24 protein-coding genes are annotated in these 18,072 nt (G+C 65.1%); 12 read left to right on the top strand and 12 right to left on the bottom strand.

Annotated features, from left to right (window positions below; translation table 11 throughout):
• Positions 1 to 9 precede the first annotated feature (9 nt).
• Complete coding sequence (locus VGN62_RS12915) at positions 10 to 657, top strand: glutathione S-transferase family protein (RefSeq protein WP_327454460.1); 648 nt, start codon at positions 10 to 12, stop codon at positions 655 to 657.
• Positions 658 to 720: 63 nt separating this feature from the next.
• On the opposite strand, the gene VGN62_RS12910 is transcribed toward VGN62_RS12915, so the two are convergent.
• The 9 genes from VGN62_RS12910 to VGN62_RS12870 form a co-directional block, all read right to left on the bottom strand.
• A complete protein-coding gene (locus VGN62_RS12910) occupies positions 721 to 1,266 on the bottom strand; it encodes a F0F1 ATP synthase subunit B (protein ID WP_327454458.1) in 546 nt (181 codons plus the stop codon).
• The gene (locus VGN62_RS12905; protein WP_327454456.1) at positions 1,259 to 1,756 is read right to left on the bottom strand and encodes an ATPase; all 498 of its coding nucleotides are present in this window, start codon (positions 1,754 to 1,756) and stop codon (positions 1,259 to 1,261) included. The genes VGN62_RS12910 and VGN62_RS12905 overlap by 8 nt, the downstream gene beginning before the upstream one ends.
• 71 nt (positions 1,757 to 1,827) lie before the next feature.
• Positions 1,828 to 2,058 (bottom strand): F0F1 ATP synthase subunit C, encoded by a 231-nt coding sequence (locus VGN62_RS12900; protein WP_037515205.1) that lies wholly within the window; start codon positions 2,056 to 2,058, stop codon positions 1,828 to 1,830.
• A 42-nt stretch (positions 2,059 to 2,100) separates the two neighbouring features.
• Complete coding sequence (locus VGN62_RS12895; RefSeq protein WP_327455017.1) at positions 2,101 to 2,853, bottom strand: F0F1 ATP synthase subunit A; 753 nt, start codon at positions 2,851 to 2,853, stop codon at positions 2,101 to 2,103.
• A gap of 51 nt (positions 2,854 to 2,904) precedes the next feature.
• Positions 2,905 to 3,234, bottom strand: a complete 330-nt coding sequence (locus VGN62_RS12890) for an AtpZ/AtpI family protein (protein WP_327454453.1) — start codon at positions 3,232 to 3,234, stop codon at positions 2,905 to 2,907.
• A gap of 233 nt (positions 3,235 to 3,467) precedes the next feature.
• A complete protein-coding gene (locus VGN62_RS12885) occupies positions 3,468 to 3,869 on the bottom strand; it encodes a YdbL family protein (protein WP_414713279.1) in 402 nt (133 codons plus the stop codon).
• Positions 3,870 to 3,883: 14 nt separating this feature from the next.
• Positions 3,884 to 4,099: a YnbE family lipoprotein gene (locus VGN62_RS12880; RefSeq protein WP_327454451.1), complete on the bottom strand. Its 216-nt coding sequence runs from the start codon at positions 4,097 to 4,099 to the stop codon at positions 3,884 to 3,886.
• Entirely contained in the window at positions 4,096 to 7,263 is a 3,168-nt protein-coding gene (locus VGN62_RS12875) for a YdbH domain-containing protein (protein ID WP_327454449.1), read from the bottom strand. Before VGN62_RS12875 ends, VGN62_RS12880 begins: the two co-directional genes overlap by 4 nt.
• Positions 7,256 to 7,378, bottom strand: coding sequence for a hypothetical protein (locus tag VGN62_RS12870; protein ID WP_327454447.1), 123 nt, complete (start codon positions 7,376 to 7,378; stop codon positions 7,256 to 7,258). The genes VGN62_RS12875 and VGN62_RS12870 overlap by 8 nt, the downstream gene beginning before the upstream one ends.
• A 54-nt stretch (positions 7,379 to 7,432) precedes the next feature.
• Here VGN62_RS12870 and radC point away from each other — a divergent pair, with 54 nt between their 5' ends.
• Together radC and rnk are read left to right on the top strand one after the other, a co-directional pair.
• The gene (gene radC / locus VGN62_RS12865; RefSeq protein ID WP_327454445.1) at positions 7,433 to 8,116 is read left to right on the top strand and encodes a RadC family protein; all 684 of its coding nucleotides are present in this window, start codon (positions 7,433 to 7,435) and stop codon (positions 8,114 to 8,116) included.
• A 226-nt stretch (positions 8,117 to 8,342) separates the two neighbouring features.
• Positions 8,343 to 8,750 (top strand): nucleoside diphosphate kinase regulator, encoded by a 408-nt coding sequence (rnk, locus tag VGN62_RS12860; RefSeq protein WP_327454443.1) that lies wholly within the window; start codon positions 8,343 to 8,345, stop codon positions 8,748 to 8,750.
• Between the two features lie 65 nt (positions 8,751 to 8,815).
• Here the strand turns inward: rnk and VGN62_RS12855 are convergent, their stop codons facing one another.
• Together VGN62_RS12855 and VGN62_RS12850 are read right to left on the bottom strand one after the other, a co-directional pair.
• Positions 8,816 to 9,274, bottom strand: coding sequence for a calcium-binding protein (locus VGN62_RS12855; RefSeq protein WP_327454441.1), 459 nt, complete (start codon positions 9,272 to 9,274; stop codon positions 8,816 to 8,818).
• A gap of 22 nt (positions 9,275 to 9,296) precedes the next feature.
• Entirely contained in the window at positions 9,297 to 9,587 is a 291-nt protein-coding gene (locus tag VGN62_RS12850) for a hypothetical protein (protein WP_327454439.1), read from the bottom strand.
• Between the two features lie 199 nt (positions 9,588 to 9,786).
• On the opposite strand from VGN62_RS12850, the gene purB reads away from it, so the two are divergent.
• From purB to VGN62_RS12805, 9 genes are all read left to right on the top strand, one after another.
• On the top strand, positions 9,787 to 11,103 hold the full coding sequence (gene purB / locus VGN62_RS12845) for an adenylosuccinate lyase (protein WP_327454437.1): 1,317 nt from the start codon (positions 9,787 to 9,789) through the stop codon (positions 11,101 to 11,103).
• Positions 11,104 to 11,171: 68 nt separating this feature from the next.
• On the top strand, positions 11,172 to 11,513 hold the full coding sequence (locus VGN62_RS12840; protein WP_327454435.1) for a LapA family protein: 342 nt from the start codon (positions 11,172 to 11,174) through the stop codon (positions 11,511 to 11,513).
• A complete protein-coding gene (pyrF, locus tag VGN62_RS12835; protein ID WP_327454433.1) occupies positions 11,510 to 12,184 on the top strand; it encodes an orotidine-5'-phosphate decarboxylase in 675 nt (224 codons plus the stop codon). Before VGN62_RS12840 ends, pyrF begins: the two co-directional genes overlap by 4 nt.
• 114 nt (positions 12,185 to 12,298) lie before the next feature.
• Entirely contained in the window at positions 12,299 to 12,931 is a 633-nt protein-coding gene (locus VGN62_RS12830) for a phosphoribosylanthranilate isomerase (RefSeq protein WP_327454431.1), read from the top strand.
• Positions 12,928 to 14,139 (top strand): tryptophan synthase subunit beta, encoded by a 1,212-nt coding sequence (trpB, locus tag VGN62_RS12825; protein ID WP_327454429.1) that lies wholly within the window; start codon positions 12,928 to 12,930, stop codon positions 14,137 to 14,139. Before VGN62_RS12830 ends, trpB begins: the two co-directional genes overlap by 4 nt.
• Positions 14,136 to 14,333, top strand: a complete 198-nt coding sequence (locus VGN62_RS12820; RefSeq protein ID WP_327454427.1) for a hypothetical protein — start codon at positions 14,136 to 14,138, stop codon at positions 14,331 to 14,333. Before trpB ends, VGN62_RS12820 begins: the two co-directional genes overlap by 4 nt.
• Complete coding sequence (trpA, locus tag VGN62_RS12815) at positions 14,330 to 15,121, top strand: tryptophan synthase subunit alpha (protein WP_327454425.1); 792 nt, start codon at positions 14,330 to 14,332, stop codon at positions 15,119 to 15,121. The genes VGN62_RS12820 and trpA overlap by 4 nt, the downstream gene beginning before the upstream one ends.
• The gene (gene accD, locus VGN62_RS12810; RefSeq protein WP_327454422.1) at positions 15,118 to 15,969 is read left to right on the top strand and encodes an acetyl-CoA carboxylase, carboxyltransferase subunit beta; all 852 of its coding nucleotides are present in this window, start codon (positions 15,118 to 15,120) and stop codon (positions 15,967 to 15,969) included. The genes trpA and accD overlap by 4 nt, the downstream gene beginning before the upstream one ends.
• A gap of 19 nt (positions 15,970 to 15,988) precedes the next feature.
• The gene (locus VGN62_RS12805; protein ID WP_327454420.1) at positions 15,989 to 17,329 is read left to right on the top strand and encodes a folylpolyglutamate synthase/dihydrofolate synthase family protein; all 1,341 of its coding nucleotides are present in this window, start codon (positions 15,989 to 15,991) and stop codon (positions 17,327 to 17,329) included.
• Here the strand turns inward: VGN62_RS12805 and VGN62_RS12800 are convergent.
• Positions 17,326 to 18,069: a tetratricopeptide repeat protein gene (locus VGN62_RS12800; RefSeq protein ID WP_327454418.1), complete on the bottom strand. Its 744-nt coding sequence runs from the start codon at positions 18,067 to 18,069 to the stop codon at positions 17,326 to 17,328. The genes VGN62_RS12805 and VGN62_RS12800 overlap by 4 nt on opposite strands.
• Positions 18,070 to 18,072: the final 3 nt, after the last annotated feature.

The raw sequence follows: 18,072 nt of genomic DNA, 5'->3' as shown, positions 1-18,072 counted from the left end.
GAGACAGTTATGATCACCCTTTACGGCGAAGGCCGCGGCTTTCGCGTGGCGTGGCTGCTCGAAGAAATGGGGCGCCCCTATCATATGCGGCCGGTCGATCTGCTCGGTGGCCTCGAGAAGGACAGCGAATTCCGCGCGATCAATCCGGCGGGCTTCATCCCCGCGATCGTCGATGGCGATACGGTGATGGTCGAATCGATCGCGATCATGGAATATCTGCTCGCGCGTTACGGGCCGACCCCGTTCGCACCGACGCCTGACGACCCGGCCTTCCCGACCTATCAGCAGTTCCTCCATATGGGCGAAGCGGGTCTCGCGGGTCCGATCAACGCCATTGTCGCGACGCACATCCTCGCACCCGAAAATCAGCGGGAAAACCGGACGACGGAGTGGGCGCTCGACATCTTCAGGAGCCGCCTCGGCCTCGTGCGCCGCCAGCTCGCGCGCACGCCCTTCATCGCGAGCGATGACTTCACCGCCGCCGATATCTCGGTGACCTACGCCCTCCAATTTGCCCAGCGCACGATCGGATTTGCCTTCGACGCGACCGAACTGGACTATATCGAACGAACCACGGCGCGCGCCGGATATCAGGGCGCGATGGACAATTTCCCGGCAACCAAAGCGTGGGTCGCGGGGCTGGCTAAAACCAACTAGCTCCCGAAAGCAAAACGCCCGCGGAAATCCGCGGGCGCTCTGTTTTCAGCGGTGTCGAAGGACTCAGCCCTTGGCGACGCCCGCGATCGCCTGATCGACAAGCGCCTTGTCAGCGGCGGCATCATGCTTGTCGGCGATCAGCTTCGCCGCTGCATCGGTCGCCGCCTTGGCGGCCGCCGTGCGGACTTCGGCGAGCGCACCGGCTTCGGCCGCGGCAATGCGGTCTTCGGCCATCTGCTTGCGGCGCGCGATCAGCGCCGTCGCATCGGCCTTCGCCTTGGTGACGAGCGCTTCGGCTTCGGCGTCGGCGCGGGCGCGCATTTCGTCGGCTTCCTTTGCCGCATCGGCGAGCTTGGCTTCATATTCGGCCTTCAGCGATTCGGCGTCGAGACGCAGCGCTTCGGCTTCCTTGAGCTGCTTCGAAATCTCGGCAATCTTGTTGTCGAGCATGCCCGCGACCATCGCCGGCACCTTCTTCCACAAGAGGATCGCGATGAAGATCGCCATCGCGATCGACACCCAAACGGTCGCGTCGATGAAACCGAAGGACGCCGGCTCGGCATGCACTTCGCCCGCGGCTTCGGACAGGATGGTCAGAAAATTAGCCATGGAGCACCGCCTTCACCGCTGCCTTGGCATCTGCCGCAGCGACCTTCACGCCCGACAGCTTGGCAACGAGGTCGCCCGCCGCTTCGGCCGCAACCGATTCGATTTCGGCCATCGCCGAGCTGCGCGCTGCGCTGACGTCCGCTTCGGCTGCCGACAGCTTGTCGGCGAGTTCGGCGTCGACCTTGGCCAGACGCTTTTCGGCGTCCTTCGCGGCCTTGTCCTTGGCGTCCGTTACCGCCTTCTGCGCAGCGGCGCGGCTGGCGTCGCTCTGCTGGCGATAGCTTTCTTCCAGCGCATCGGCGGCAGCATGCGCCGCCTTCGCCGCGGCCAGATCATCGGCCACCTTGCGGTCGCGCGCGTCCACAGTCGCCTCGATCTTCGGCAGCATGCCGCGGCCGATGACGAAAAAGACGAAGCCAAAGGTCAGCAGCACCCAGAAAATCTGCGATGCGGCATACCAGTTTTCAGCGAATTGGCTGATTTGAGGCATGGATACTCTCGACCGACAAGGAAAAATTCATTCGCGGGGCCGTACCCGAACGGCCGGCCCCGCAAACGGGATCAGGCTGCCTTCAGGTACAGCAGGATCGCGATAAGGAACGACAGCAGGCCGAGAAGTTCGGCAGCCGCGAAGCCGATGAACAGGCGGCCCTGCTGGCCGTCGGCAGCAGCCGGGTTACGCAGCGCGCTTTCGAGGAAGCTACCGAAGACGTTGCCCACACCGATGGCGGCCATACCGGCACCGATAGCGGCCAGACCGGCGCCGATGAGCGAAGCAGCTTGAACGTCCATTTTATACTCCTTGGGAAAAACGTTGATTATACAGTTGAAATATCAGTGCAGATTGATCGCGTCGTTCAGATAGAGCGACGTGAGCAGCGCAAACACATAAGCCTGGATACCCGCGACCAGCAGTTCGAGCCCGCTGATGCCGACCATCAGCGCCATGCTGGGGATGCCGACACCGAGCCCGACGGCGGGACCGGCAGCGATGCCGTCGATGATGAACGAAGCGAACACCTTCATCAGCACGTGGCCCGCGGTCATCGCGACGAAGAGTCGCAGCGCGAGGCTGAACGGGCGGACAAGGAACGACACGAGTTCGATCACCGGGATCAGCCACAGCAGCCACCAGGGCGTACCATGCGGCACGAACAGCGAGAAGAAATGCAGGCCGTGGCGCCAGAAACCGACGATCAGCACGATCGAGAAGCTCAGGATCGCGAGGAAACCGGTGATCGCGAAGTGGCTCGTCACGGTGAAAGGGTGCAGGCCGAACAGGCCGAACGGCATCAGGCCGATCACGTTCAGCATCAGGATGAACATGAAGAGCGAGAAGACATAGGGCGTATATTTGCGGCCTTCGGGACCGATATTGGCGTTCATCATGCCCGAAATGAAGCCGGTGAAGCCTTCGACGGCGACCTGCCAGCGGCCGGGAACGAGCTGGCGCTTCATCCCGCCGATCATGAAGACCCAGAGGAGAAGGCCGGCAATGACCATCCACATCGCGCTCGTCGTAAAGGCAACCTCGTGATTGCCGACATGGAACATGTCGAACATCTTCTGCACCTCGAACTGGTGCATCGGGTCCACTTTGCCTTGATCCGCCACGCGATACCTCGCCTTAAATCCCCGTCAGTCCGGCTTTGTCGGCCGGACGTTCGCAATCCGAAATATGTTCCTGAAGGCGACGACTATTCCGAGGAACAGTACCGCCAACAGGCCCCAGGGCGCCGTGCCCGCAAAATGGTCGATCGTCCAACCAACCAGCGCGCCGCCACCGATCCCGCCCAGCAGCTCGGCCAGAACGCGGTTACCGAGCTTGTAATTCGCATCGGTCTCCGGTCCGGCGTTCACTGCGGTCCGTTTCGCTTCTGCGGCTTCGGCCCGGTCCAATCGCTCTTCGAGCGAGACCAGGCGCGAATCCTCCGAAGCTGGTTCCGGATCGCTGCCGTTCCCCGTCATTTGCGCCATCCTCCTGAAACAGAGCCGATATCCATCGATTCCGCCTGCGAAAAAAGGCCCGAAAATTCGGGGGACCCCTAAGGCGCGGTCCGTTTAGGAACGACGCCCGATGAAGTCAATGCTTGTGCGCAGGTGCACAAAATTGACGCAGCTCGGGCACGCAAAAATGCCGCCGCGTTTAGGGGCGCGGCGGCATCTGAGGGCCCTCGGGCCCCATTATGCGGTTCGGCGGTTTACGGGCAGCGCGCGTCGCGTTCGGGCGGGCCGCTGTCGCGGGTTTTCCAGGCACCACCGGGAGTCTGGTATTTCTCGCCCGGCTTGGTCTGCGCGATCAGGTTGCAACCGCTGGTGAATGCGAATTGCTGCACCGTGCTGCCGGTCGACTGCGCGCTCGCGGTGTAGGCCGCCTTGCGCTTGATGTTCAGATCCTCGACCAGCGCGCGGATCGCCGGGGTCGGCGTCGTTGCAAAGCCGAGATAGCCGTCGACCTGCTCGCCGATCTGCCCCGCGGCGCGCGCAGCGGCATAGGCGGGATCGCGCTGCGCCATCGCCGACGGCACAGCCAGCGCAACGGCCGCGGTTGCCGCAATCGCGGCAAGAGCCAGTCCGGTCGGTTTCCACTTCGTCATACGCATCTTGTCATTCCCCATCAGAATATCTCGCTATTCTGCTCGATGAGCTTCTTGGCATCGCCATCCAGCCTGTACACCACTTCCTGCCGGATGTTGATGTTCAGGTTGATCTCGATCGGCTTGTCGGGCGTTTCGATCTGGACGCAGCCCGCAAGGGCCGACATTCCCGTCATCAGTGCCAGACAGCGACCGCTTATGGCCAGCCTCCTTGCTCCAGTCTTGGTGTTCTTCATCGCATGGGCTCGCTTTCTGGAGGCTGAACGGGTGGTGGTGCGCCTTTTGCGGCGGCTTCGGCTTCTTCCTGCGCGCGCATCAACGCGGGCAGATTCTGTTCGATCAACAGCGAAGGGTCGTAAAAACCCTTCGCCGAGGTGAGCAACTGGCGGAACGGCGCCTTGATCTTCACATTGAAGACTAGCGGCAGTTTCGCAACCTGGTTGGTCAGGAAGTTGCGCGTCGCGCCCGCCCCCTGCCCCACGCCGCCAAAACGGATATCGGTCACCATTTCGCCGTCGAGGTCGCCGTTGAGGATGATCGTGAGGTCGTCATATTTGAGGCTGCGCAGCGCGCCAAAGGCAAAATTGGCGATCGCACCGAGGTTGCGGTTCGACAATTCGCCAACATAGGCCAGCGTGCCACCGCCCGCGCGCGAATCGATGCGCCCGCCCACGATGCGCCCGCCCAGCCCGTCGAACTCGACCGGCAGCGTCCCGTCGAACACGCCGGTCGCGTTGATATTTTCGAAGCCGAAGCTTTGCAGGAAGACCGCAGCGTCGACCCCGACGATATCGAACGACAACCGCCGCGCGTTTTCGGCGCTGAAATCGAGCGTCGTTGGATGGAGCAGCAGCTTTCCCCCGGCGAAGGGCCAGCTGCCGCCCTCGACCCGCACGCGGTTGTCGCCGAGCAATCGATATTCGATCTCGCCGTCGAGCACCGGGATGCCGGGGTTGATCTCCTTGATCTTCGCGATCTGCCCCGGCACCGACTTGAGCCCGATCAGGTCGTCGAAGCTGAGCGTCGTGGTCAGACCGGTCACCGGGCCGAACGCCGCGGCAAGGCTGGCGTTGGCGGTGGCAAAGGTGCCGCGGCTGGTGACGCCGTCGGCGGTCCATTCGATCCGCCCGTCGCCGACCACCGACCCGCGGACATTGGCGACGACGCCGAGCGCGAGGCTGGTCAGCTGGTCGGGCTGGAACGCTTCGTCGAATCGCAGCTCGCGGACAACAAGATCGGCCGAGCCGCTGCTGTCCGCCAGCCGGTGGCGGATCAGCGTGTCGAGAATTTTCGTCCCCGTCTTCCGCTCGTTGAAACCCGCCTTCGCTTCGATGACCCCGTTCGCAAAGCGCAGGCTCGCATCGTTACTGACGAGCGGAAAGAAGCGCGGATCGGGCGCGGCGTCGGTGAGTTGCAGCCCGCCGTCGAGCGTCAGCGCGCCATTTGCAAAGCGCCACGTCCCGGCGATCTCGCTCATATCGAGCGGCACGGCGCCGATCTTTCCGTTCGCGCCGCGCAGTTCGCCCGCCATGCCCGGCGGCGCCCTGCGCCCGCTCAGGCTGTCGGCCGCGAAACGCGTCACGCTCTCGCCCTCGCCGAGCCGGATATCGGCGCGCGCGAGTGACCAGCGCATCGCCGACAGGTCGATGTTGGCAGGGCCGCTTTTCAGGCTGAATGGCGAACTGCCGCTTGTACCGCGCAGCGATATGGCGGGAATGCGGATATTGCCGCGCAGTCCCTTCGGCCCCGCGCTCAGCAGCGGCGCACCCGGCTGGCCGCACAGGTCGAACGCGCTGCGGCCGAGGCGGAAACCGCCGACCTCGATCCGGTCGGCGCCGACGCGGCTGCATCCGCCGTCGAACGCCAGCGCGCCCGTCGGCGCGAGGAAGCCGTTCAGCGGCACGGTCAGCCGCTCGACGCGCCCGCCCGCGAGGGGCCCCGACAGCGCAGCCGTCGTCGCAAAGCGAAGCAAGCCGCCCGCACCGCCCGAAAAACGCACCGGCGTCAGCGCCAGCCGCGCACCTTCGGCCATATAGGGATCGAAGCTGGCAAGGCCGGTCACCTTCCCTTCGGCGCTGCGGTCGAGGCTCAGCGTTCCGGTGGGCAGGTCGCCGCCGGCAATGCTCCAGCGTCCCGTCGCGATCACGGCGGGCGCGTCCGCGCCATAAAGATAGCCGATGCGGCTGTCCGCACTGCCGACGAAGCGTGCGCCGCTGGCGCTCGTCAGGACCGGCGCGATCAGGTCGACACGCGCCGTCGGCCCCTCCCCCGCCAGCGCGAAACCCGCGCTACCGCTCGCATCGGCGAGCACGCGGCTGAGCGCGCCGACGGCCTTCGCCGCCAGCGGCCCCACCGGCGAACCCGCCAGCCCGCGCGCGCTTTCGGCGAGCGAGCGGCGCAAGTCGGCGCTGCCGCTTGCGCGGGCAAAGCGGACCTGCCCGTCGAACTTCGGCGCCGCACTACCGACGCTGCCCTTCGCGTCGAGATTGACCGTCTCGGCCGCGAAATCGGCGCCGCGCAGCCGCGCCATGTCGGCGTCGATGTCGAGCTTTGTCAGCACCGCGGTGCCGTCGAAGCGCGCGCGCAGGCCCATCCGATCGGCCGCGACGGGCCCCGCGACAAGCTGCGCGATGCTGGCGTCGGCTTTGCCCTTCCAGCTTTGCAGATTCTCCGACAGCGAAAGGTCGAGCGCGACTTGCGGCGACGCGGCAGTGACACGCCCGTCGGCGCAGCGAAGGGCGCCGCCACGCAAGGGACCGACGAGCTGCGGGCGGACGTCGCGGACGAGAACGGCGCCGTAGAAGCTGATATCGTCGCCGCTGCACCCCGCCGCCGCGATGCGCGGGGCAACAAGCGCGAGCTTGCCGGTGAAGTCGCGGCGCAGATTACCGCCGCCGTTGAGTGCCGCACCGACATCGCCCCATGGCGTTTCGACCCGCGCCCTCGCATCGCGCAGCACGACCGACAGGTCGGGGAGCGCAAAGGGATCGGTGCTCGTGGGATCGCGAAACTTGTCGAGCGCGCCGAAAGAGAGGCGGTCGTCGACGAAGCGGCCGTAGAGCCGAACGCCTTCGGCCCGGATTTCCGACACATAGGGCCCCCGCCAGCCATAACCGAGCAGCACTTCGACCTTCTTCGCGGTCAGGTCGGGGCGCTTCGGGTCGCCGATGACGATGTCGGACAATATCTCGCTGCGGAAACCGATCCGGTCGATCGTGTAGCGCGCGGGGACGCCGCGGCTTTCGAGCTGGTCGGCGATGAATTCGTCGGCGATCGGCTCGCGCGCGATCCACACCCCCGCGACAAGGATGATGACTGCGCCAGCGGTCAGCCAGCGCTTCTTGAACAGCACAGTCCGGTACTTCCACCGCGGCTCCGCGCCGTCTTCCACATCACTCATAGAAGTTGGCCGATGACGTCATGGCGGCAAAATCTCGTCCCTCGACCCGAACCCCGTTCAAGGCAGAAACGCCGGAAATTCCGTTTCGATGCAGGAAATTGATCCGGTTCGCCATCTTCCTTTTCCTATGACCGTTGAGTGCGCCTCACAAGGCGGTTATTCCCGCGTCATGGGGGAGAGCGAAACGCCCGATCATCTGGGACATCGCGCGCGGTTGCGCGCGCGCCTGCTGGACGACGCCGACGGCCTCGCCGATTACGAGCTGGTCGAATATCTCCTCGCGCTCGCGATCCCGCGCCGCGACACCAAGCCGCTGGCGAAAACGCTCCTGCGCGAATTCGGATCGCTGGCACAGCTTGTCAGTGCCGATCCCGAATCGCTTCGCCGCATCGACGGGCTGGGCGACACCGGCATCGCCGCGCTCAAGATCGTCCAGGCGACCGGACTGCGCCTGCTGAAGGGGGAGTTTCGCGACAAGCCCTTGCTTTCCAGCTGGGATGCGCTGCTCGACTGGCTGCGTGCCGACATGGGACCGATCGATGTCGAGCGCGTCCGCGTCCTCTATCTCAACGCGCGCAATATGCTGATCCGCGACGAAGTCGCGAGCGAAGGATCGATCGACCAATCGGCGATCTATGTTCGCGAGGTGATCAAGCGCGCGCTCGAACTCGGCGCCTCGGCGATCATCCTGGTCCACAACCACCCGAGCGGCAGCCCCGAACCGAGCCGCCAGGATATCGCCATCACCAAGGAGATCGCGAGCGCCGCGGCGAAACTCGGGATCGCGCTGCATGACCATATCATCATAGGCGGTTCCGATCATCGCAGCTTTCGCGCGATGGGCCTTCTTTAGCGGCTGCCTCGCGGCTCGGGCGGCGTTTGACTTCCGCCCGCCCCTGCCTCATCATCCGGCCATGCAGATTCGACGCGGCCTTCTCCGCTTCCGTTTCCACGGGGGACAGCTTCTCGCGGGCTTTTAGCCCCGGGTTCCGGCGCGATTGCCCCGAACCCGGGGCAAATTTCCGTCCAATACAGCCACGCTCGGCAAACCGCCGCGCGTCAGCCGGAAAGTCCGCGCCATGACCAAGAAGAAAAAGGGGGCCGCGATGCCCCCGATCCGCATGATCGACAGCGAAGCCGATGCGCTCACCGAAATGACGCTGCACCAGCAACGCGATTCGGTCCGTTTCTATGAATTACTGCTCGGCGAGATCGATCGCGCCGCCATCTGCGACCGCTCGAAGATCCCGGCCGACGTGGTGACGATGGGATCGAAGGTTACTTTCAGTGACGAGAAAAACGGCACCGAACGCACGGTGCACCTCGTATATCCCGCCGAAGCCGATATTTCGGCGGGCCGCATGTCGATCCTGACCCCGGTAGGCGCCGGGCTGATTGGATTGAGCGTCGGCCAGTCGATCAACTGGCCCGACCGCGGCGGAATCGAACATCGCCTGACGATTGTCGCGGTCGAACAACCGGGCTGATTTGCGTTGCACAGCGATGCAGCCGCCGGATCGCTCCGACGGCTGCACCACCCCGCGGGACGCCGTTAAGCGCCGCGCGACAGGAAACCGGTCAGTTCGGTCTTGTTCACACCGCCCGACTTGTCGCCGTCGGCCGATGCAAAGGCCTGTCCGATCCAGCTTTTCACCTCGGCCGATTCGACGTCGGCGCTGGGGTCGGTGGCGGCGCGCAGCTTTTTCATCCATGCGCCGAATTCAGCTTCGTTCAGATCGCCGTTCTTGTCCCCGTCATATGTCGGGAATTCCTGCTCGACGATCTGGGCGATCTGGGTCGGCGTGGCCGCAGCACCCGACGGGGCGGGCTGGCTCGAAGCTGGCGGCGTTGTCGAGGCGTCCGGGGCCGGCGCCGGGCTCGCCGTATCCGGAGCCGGCGCGGGTTCGGTAGCCGTCGGCGGATTTGCGGGGTCCGACGCGGGCGCGGTGGTTTGCGCGAGAGCCGGGAAGCTGAGGGCGGCTGCGCCGACCAGAAGCATCTGCTTCAACATGATCTATCTCCTGATTAAGGGGTTACTGCGGTTCGGATTCGGGCTTTTCCTCGGAATCCGGTGCGGGCTGGTCCGCTGGAGGGGTCGGTTCAGCCGCAGGGGGCGTGTCGCTCGGTGCTGCGTCCTCGGTCGGGGCCTGATCGGTCGGTTTGGTTTCGTCCGTCGGCTTCTTCTCGGGTTCGGGGGTCGTCGTGTCGGTCGGCGCCGGCTGCGACTGCGTGCTCGGGGCAGGTTCGTCGGCCGGAGCGGTCGTCTGGGCCAGAGCGGGGAAGCTGATGGCCGCGGCGCCGATCAAAAGCACTTGTTTCAACACATTTATTCTCCTGTAGCGACGACTTCGGCGGTCGGTGCGACCTGTCGCCTTTCTGATGGGGCATGAAGGCAACCCATCGTGTTTGCGCAAAGTTGCGGCTGTTCGGCATTTGGCGAAACGCCCCGTCCCTGCTACGGGGCGCCCCGTCGTGGTTCCGCAGGGTTTCCGCGATGAGGCGCCCAAAAAGGAAGGAAATTCAATGGTTCCGCGTTACGCACGGCCGGAAATGACCGCGATCTGGTCGGCCGAGAATCGCTTTCGCATCTGGTTCGAGATCGAAGCGCACGCGACCGACGCCCTTGCCGAACTGGGCACCGTACCGAAATCCGCCGCCAAGGCGCTGTGGGACTGGTGGGCGACGAACCCCGCGATCGACGTCGCCGCGATCGACGCGATCGAGGCGGTCACCAAGCATGACGTCATCGCTTTCCTGACGTGGGTGGCCGAAAATGTCGGCGACGAGGCGCGCTTCATGCACCAGGGCATGACGTCAAGCGACGTGCTCGACACTTGCCTCGCGGTCCAGCTCAGCCAGGCCGCCGACATATTGCTCGCCGACCTCGATGCGCTGCTCGAAGCGATCAAGCGCCGCGCCTATGAGCACAAGCTGACCCCGACCATCGGCCGCAGCCACGGCATCCACGCGGAACCGGTGACCTTCGGGCTCAAGCTCGCCGAAGCCTATGCCGAATTCTCGCGCTGCAAGATCCGCCTGCAAGCCGCGCGCGCCGAAATCGCGACCTGCGCCATCTCGGGCGCGGTCGGCACCTTTGCGAACATCGATCCGCGCGTCGAAGCGCATGTCGCCGCGAAGCTCGGCCTCGCGATCGAGCCTGTCTCTACCCAAGTCATCCCGCGCGATCGCCACGCGATGTTCTTCGCGGTGCTCGGCGTCATCGCCTCGTCGATCGAGCGCCTGTCGGTCGAGGTCCGCCACCTCCAGCGCACCGAAGTGCTCGAAGCCGAGGAATATTTCTCGCCCGGGCAGAAGGGTTCGTCGGCGATGCCGCACAAGCGCAACCCGGTGCTGACCGAGAATCTGACCGGCCTCGCGCGCATGGTGCGCAGCGCCGCCATCCCTGCGATGGAAAATGTCGCGCTGTGGCACGAACGCGACATCAGCCACTCGTCGGTGGAACGCTTCATCGGTCCCGATGCGACGATCACGCTCGACTTCGCACTCGCGCGCCTGACCGGGGTCGTCGACAAGCTGCTCGTCTATCCTGCCCGGATGCAGAAGAATCTCGATCGCATGGGCGGGCTCGTCCATTCGCAGCGCGTGCTGCTCGCGCTGACGCAGGCGGGTGCAAGCCGCGAGGAAAGCTATGTCCTCGTCCAGCGCAACGCGATGAAGGTGTGGGATTCGGACGGTCAGCTTTCGCTGCTCGACCTGCTGAAGGCCGATACCGACGTCACCGCGAAGCTGTCGGCCGATGAACTGACCGCGCTCTTCGACCTCGGCTATCATATGAAGCATGTCGACACGATCTTCGACCGGGTGTTCGGGGCGGCATAGCCCCGGACTGGAATCGCGCGGCAATCTGTCATAGGGTCGACGCCGGACCGACAGAGGAGCAAGACGAAGTGGGAATCCTGCGCACGATCATCTGGGTCTTGTTGACCGCCATCCTCGTCATTTTCGCGATGGCAAACTGGATTCCCGTCACCGTGACGATCTGGCCCGGTCAGGTGCTCGACACCAAATTGCCCGTCCTGATCCTCGCCGCATTCCTGATCGGCAGCGTGCCGATGTGGATCGCGCTGCGCACGACGCGCTGGTCGATGAAGCGCCGCCTCGACGCGAGCGAGCGGCAGGCGGCCGACCTGCGTGCGCTTGCCAACCGGCCCGTCGAGGTCACGCCCCCGACGCCGGTCAACGACGTCCCGCCCGCCCCAACCGATCTTTTCTCAACGGACAAGCCATGACCTCACCGCTTTATCTCGCCATCGACACGACGCACCTCGACGCCGCGCTGACGCTGGCGCAGAAGGTGCGGCGCCATGTCGGCGGGTTGAAGCTGGGTCTCGAATTCTTCTGTGCCAACGGCCACCACGGCGTGCATGAAATGGCGAAGCTCGGCCTGCCGATCTTCCTCGACCTCAAGCTGCACGATATACCGAACACGGTGGCGAAGGCGATCCAGGCGCTGCGCACCCTCGAACCTGCCGTGCTGACAGTCCACGCCGCAGGCGGCCGCGCGATGCTCGAAGAGGCGAAAGCGGCGGCGGGTCTCAATACCAAGGTCGTTGCGGTCACCGTGCTCACCAGCCTCGATGCGCCCGATCTCAACGACATCGGCGTCGGCGGCACCCCGCACGATCAGGTCGTGCGCCTTGCCGCGCTCGCGCGCGAATCCGGCCTCGACGGTATCGTCTGTTCGGGACAGGAAGTGAAAGCGGCCCGCAAGGCGTGGCCGGGCGGCTTTTACGTCGTCCCCGGCGTGCGTCCCGCAAACGGCAAGATCGGCGACCAGAAGCGTGTCGTCACCCCGGCGCAGGCGATGGCCGACGGCGCCTCGATCCTTGTCGTCGGCCGCCCGATCAGCCAGTCGGCGGATCCAGACCTCGCAGCGCGCGAGATCGAAGCGACGCTTTAAACCCGTTTCCCATTCCCGTTCGTGTCGAGCGAAGTCGAGACACCCATCGGAGCAGAAGAAGATCGAGGGGCATCTCGACTTCGCTCGATGCGAACGGACAAATAGAGTCTGACCATGCCCCCACTCGTCAAAATCTGCGGCCTCAAGACGATCGAGGAAGTCGACGCCGCCATCCGCCACGGCGCGACGCATATCGGCCTCAATCATTACGAGCCGAGCCCGCGCTATATCGACCTCAAGACCGCGGCCGAGTTGCGCAAGCGCGCAGGCGCCGGAAACGTCAAGGTCGCGTTGCTGCTGGTCAACGCATCGCAACAGCTCACGGGCGATGCGCTCGGCATGATCCGCCCCGACATCATCCAGTTCCACGGCAACGAGACGGCCGAATGGCTGGGCGTGGTAAAGCGGCTGACGCCCGCTGAAGTCTGGAAGGCCGTCGGCCTGAAGGACGCCGACACACTCGTGCGGATGCAGAAATATCAGGGTGTGGCCGACCGTATCTTGTTCGACGCCCCCGCCGCCGCCATGCCCGGCGGAACGGGTACGCGTTTCGACTGGTCGCTGCTCAAGAACCATCGCCACAGCATGGACTGGGGCATCGCGGGCGGCCTCACCCCCGGCAATGTAGCCGAAGCGATCACCGAAACCGGCGCGCCGCTGGTCGACGTCTCCTCGGGCGTCGAAAGCGCGCCGGGCGTCAAGGATGTGGACAAGATCGCGGCTTTCCTTAAAGCGGCGGGTCGATGACCCAGCTTCCCAACAGTCTTCGCACCGGCCCCGATGAACGCGGCCACTTTGGCCAGTTCGGCGGGCGTTATGTCGCCGAAACGCTGATGCCGCTGATCCTCGACCTCGAGCGTCACTATCGCGCCGCGCAGCAGGACAACAGCTTCAAGGCCGAGTTCGATTATCTGCTCAAAAACTATGTCGGTCGCCCAAGCCCGCTGTGGTTCGCCGAGCGGCTGACCGAGCACCTCGGCGGCGCGAAAATCTACCTGAAGCGCGAAGATCTCAACCACACCGGCGCGCACAAGATCAACAATTGCATCGGGCAGATCCTGCTCGCCAAGCGAATGGGCAAGACGAAGATCATCGCCGAAACCGGCGCGGGCCAGCATGGCGTCGCGACTGCGACCGTCGCCGCGCTCTTCGGCCTGCCCTGCACCATTTTCATGGGCGCGGTCGACGTCGCGCGGCAGCAGCCGAACGTGTTCCGCATGAAGTTGCTCGGTGCCGAAGTCGTCGCGGTCGAGAGCGGCGCAAAGACGCTGAAGGACGCGATGAACGAGGCGCTGCGCCATTGGGTCGCGAACGTCCACGACACTTTCTACATCATCGGCACGGTGGCGGGGCCGCACCCCTATCCCGAGCTCGTCCGCGACTTCCAGTCGGTGATCGGCGACGAGGCGCGCGAGCAAATCCTTGAGGCCGAAGGGCGCCTCCCCGATATGCTGATCGCCCCCGTCGGCGGCGGATCGAATGCAATCGGGCTGTTCCACCCCTTCCTCGACGACGCGGCGGTCGAGATCGTCGGCGTCGAAGCCGCGGGCGAAGGCCTCGACGGCAAACATGCCGCCAGCTTGGCGGGCGGGCGTCCCGGCATCCTCCACGGCAACAAGACCTATCTGCTGCAGGACGAGGACGGCCAGATCACCGAGGCGCACAGCATCTCCGCCGGGCTAGATTATCCGGGCATCGGCCCCGAACATAGCTGGCTCCACGACATCGGCCGCGTCCGCTATGAACCCGTCACCGACGCCGAGGCGCTGGCGAGCTTCCAGAAGCTTACCAAACTCGAAGGCATCATCCCCGCGCTCGAAAGCGCGCACGCGATCGCTGCTGCCGAACGCATCGCGCCAACACTGGGCAAGGACAAGATCATCATCGTCAACTGCTCAGGCCGCGGCGACAAGGACATCTTCACCGTGGCCGATGCACTGGGAGTCGCCCTGTGACGCCCGCCCAACGTCGTTCGATCATCGTCTTTCTGATCGCCGCCGCCGTTCAGGCACTCGGATTTCCATTGATCAGCAAGATATTCAACCTGGGCGACCGCTTTCAATCGCCGTCATGGGTTGTCGTCGTCCTTGTGTCGCTGATGTTCGTGTGGATCGACAAAGCTGCAAATCGTAAAAAGTCTGCCGAATGACCCGCTTCGCTACCACCTTCACCAAGCCGCGGCCCGCGCTTGTCGCTTTCATTACCGCCGGTGACGGCGACACCGCCGCGAACCTCGACGCGCTCGTCGCGGGCGGTGCCGATGTGATCGAGCTCGGCATGCCCTTCACCGATCCGATGGCCGACGGCCCGGCGATCCAGGCCGCTAATTTACGCAGCCTCGCGAAGGGCACGACGACCGCCGACATCTTTGCGATCGCTTCGGCCTTTCGCGCGCGCCATCCCGGCACGCCGCTCGTCCTGATGGGCTATGCCAATCCGATGACGATCCGCGGGCCTGAATGGTTCGCTACCGAATGCAAAAAGGCCGGCGTCGACGGCATCATCTGCGTTGATATTCCTTCCGAAGAGGATGCGGAGCTCGGCCCGAGCCTCCGTGCTGCGGGCGTCGATCTGATCCGCCTTGCAACGCCCACCACCGATCCCGCGCGTCTGCCCGCCGTGCTCGATGGCGCGGGCGGCTTCCTCTATTATGTCTCGGTTGCCGGGATCACCGGGTTGCAGCAGGCCGCGCAGGCCAGCATCGACGACGCCGTTGCGCGCCTCAAGGCCGCGACCGACCTGCCCGTCGCGGTCGGCTTCGGTGTCCGCACCCCCGCACAGGCCGCAGAGATCGCGAAGGTCGCCGACGGCGTTGTCGTCGGTTCGGCCTTCATCGACATCATTGCCGAGCATGGCGACGCCGCGGCGGCGCATGTCGAGGCTTTTACCCGTACCCTCGCCGATGCTATTCACGGCGCAAAGGAGATCGCCGCATGAGCTGGCTCGACCGCGTTCGCAACGCCCTGCCCTTCGGCGCCAAGCGCGACACCGCCGACAACCTCTGGCACAAATGCCGCCAGTGCCAGCAGATGGTGTTCGTCAAGGAATGGGAAGACAATCTGAACGTCTGCCCGCGCTGCGACCATCATGACCGCATCGGCGCGCAGGAGCGTTTTGCGCAGTTGTTCGATGGCGGGCTCCACGAGCTGATCGCTGCGCCAGCGGCGCCCGAAGATCCGCTGAAGTTCCGCGACACCAAGAAATATGTCGACCGCATCAAGGCGGCGCGGGCGCAAACGGGCGACCGCGATGCCTATCAGAATGCCGCAGGCAAGATCGACGGCAAGCCCGTCGTGATCGGCGTCCAGGATTTCGCCTTCATGGGCGGGTCGATGGGCGTGGCGGTCGGCGAAGCCTTTGTCGCGGGCGTCGAGGACGCGATCCGCCGCGGCTGTCCCTATATCTCGATCACCGCCGCCGGCGGCGCCCGGATGCAGGAAGGCACGCTGTCGCTGATGCAGATGCCGCGCGCCACGGTGGCGCTCGCCCGCCTGCGCCGTGCGGGCCTGCCCTATATCGTGTTGCTCACCGACCCGACGACGGGCGGCGTCACCGCCAGCTATGCGATGCTCGGCGATATCCAGATCAGCGAGCCCAAGGCGCTCATCGGTTTCGCGGGCCAGCGCGTGATCGAGAATACGATCCGCGAGAAGCTGCCCGAAGGCTTTCAGCGCGCCGAATATCTGCTCGACCACGGGATGATCGACATGGTCGTGCACCGCAAGGAGCTGCCTGAAACGCTGGGGCGCCTGATCGGCTATCTGGCGCCCGAGAAGGCTGCCTGAACCGAGACAAAGCGCCGCCATGGCCGACCACGCCCATAGCTCCGACCCTGCGGTGCAGGCCCAGCTCGACCGGCTCGCCGCGCTGTCGCCGGGCCGCGATATCCTCGGGCTCGAACGCGTCGCCGAACTGTGCGCGCGCCTCGGCAATCCGCAACTCCAGCTGCCGCGGACCTTTCATGTCGCGGGCACCAACGGCAAGGGATCGACCTGCGCCTATCTCCGCGCGATCCTCGAAGCGCAAGGGCGCCGCGTCCATGCCTACACCAGTCCGCACCTCGTCCGCTTCAACGAGCGCATCCGGCTCGCGGGCACGCTGATCGACGACGCGCTGCTTGCCGCGCTCCTCGAAGAAGTGCTCGACGAAGCGGCCGACCTGCAGGCGAGCTTCTTCGAGGTCACCACCGCCGCCGCCTTCCTCGCCTTCGCGCGCATCCCGGCCGACGATTGCATCATTGAGGTCGGACTCGGCGGGCGGCTCGACGCGACCAATATCATTCCGCCCCCCGCGGTCGCCGGGATCGCCTCGCTCGGCATCGACCACGAGGCCTTCCTGCTCGCGCCCGAAGCCGGGACGCCCGGCAATCCGGCGGCGCGCATCGCGTGGGAAAAGGCGGGCATTATCAAGGCCGACACGCCCGTTGCCACCCTCGCCTATCCACCCCATATCCGCGACACCATCGCCGCGAAGGTCGCCGATGTCGGCGCGACGCTCTTTCCAGAGGGCGAAGGCTGGGCGGTCGAGGTCGACGGCGAGGCCTTCCGCTGGCATTCGAAACTGGGTTCGGTGGAAGGACCGCTGCGCCCGCGCATGACCGGTACGCACCAGATGCGCAACGCCGGGCTGGCCATCGCGATGCTCCGCCTGGCGCCCGATCCGCAACCGACCGACGGACAGATCGCGCGGGGCATCGCCGACGCTTTCTGGCCCGGCCGCATGCAGCGCCTCGGTGCCGGACCGCTCACTGAGCTTCTGCCGGACGACACCGAAGCCTGGCTCGACGGCGGACACAATCCCGACGCCGGCAGCGCGCTCGCGAATGCGCTTAGCGACCGCGAGCCGCTCCACATCATATGCGGCCTTCTGAAGAACAAGGATGCGGTGGGTTTCCTTCGCCCGTTCGCCGATCGCATCGCCTCGTTTCAGGCGGTCCCGATTCCGGGGCACGAGCACCATGATCCCAAGGATCTTTGCCATTGGGTCCAGAGCGATCTCGGCATCGCCGATGTGCAACCCTGCGACGATGTAACCGTGGCACTGGGCCATATAGCCGATCATCGCCCACGCGGTGATGTGCTGATCTGCGGCTCGCTCTACCTCGCCGGCGTCGTCCTCGATCTCAACGGGGAATGGCCCGCCTAGCGCAGGTCGGCGAGCGTCCGCTTCACCCAATCATACATTTCGGCCTCGGCCTTCAACGTCACGGGCGGCGTGCGCTTCATGCGCTGTTCGACTTCCTTCAGCACCGCTTTCGCCCCGGCCTTGTCGCCCCTGCCAATCAATATGCCGGCGATCCGGCAACGGATCTCGTCGCCCGGGACGCGGCCCACGATATCCCGGTAGATCGCAAGCGCGTCCGCCGTCCGTCCATCGGCTTCGGCAACCTTTGCCTTCAACAGCGCACGCCGGTCGTTTTCGGTACGCGAGATCGTCTCGGGCAGCGCGTCGATCGCAGCCAGTGCCTCGACATAGCGCCCTGCCTCATACGCCGCTTCGGCGATCCGCATCCCGATCGTCCGGTCGGCGTGTGGCGACAGGCGCTCGGCAGCCCGAAACTGGTCAAGCGCCTCGGCATGACGCCCACGTTCCATCAGGGCGTCCCCATATTCGATCCGGTTCCCTGCGGTATCGCTGAACTCGGCCGCGTCGCGCGCTTCGCGGATGCGACGTTCGGGATCCATCTTGTCCGCAATCTTCGTTTGCGCTTCACGCACGCGCCGATCGCGCGAGAGTCCGGGAAGGATTTCGACGATGAAATAGGCAAGGATACCGACCATCGGCAGGAAAGCGATCGCCATGATCCATGCCGTATTCCGCCCCGTACGGAATACATGGACGATGCACAGCAGCTGAAGCGCGATCGAGATGAGGAAGAAGTGCACCGG

The organism is Sphingopyxis sp. (genome assembly GCF_035998905.1).
GTDB lineage: Bacteria > Pseudomonadota > Alphaproteobacteria > Sphingomonadales > Sphingomonadaceae > Sphingopyxis.
Note: the sequence above shows the minus strand (reverse complement) of the source record. Positions and strands in the feature narration are given on the sequence as shown.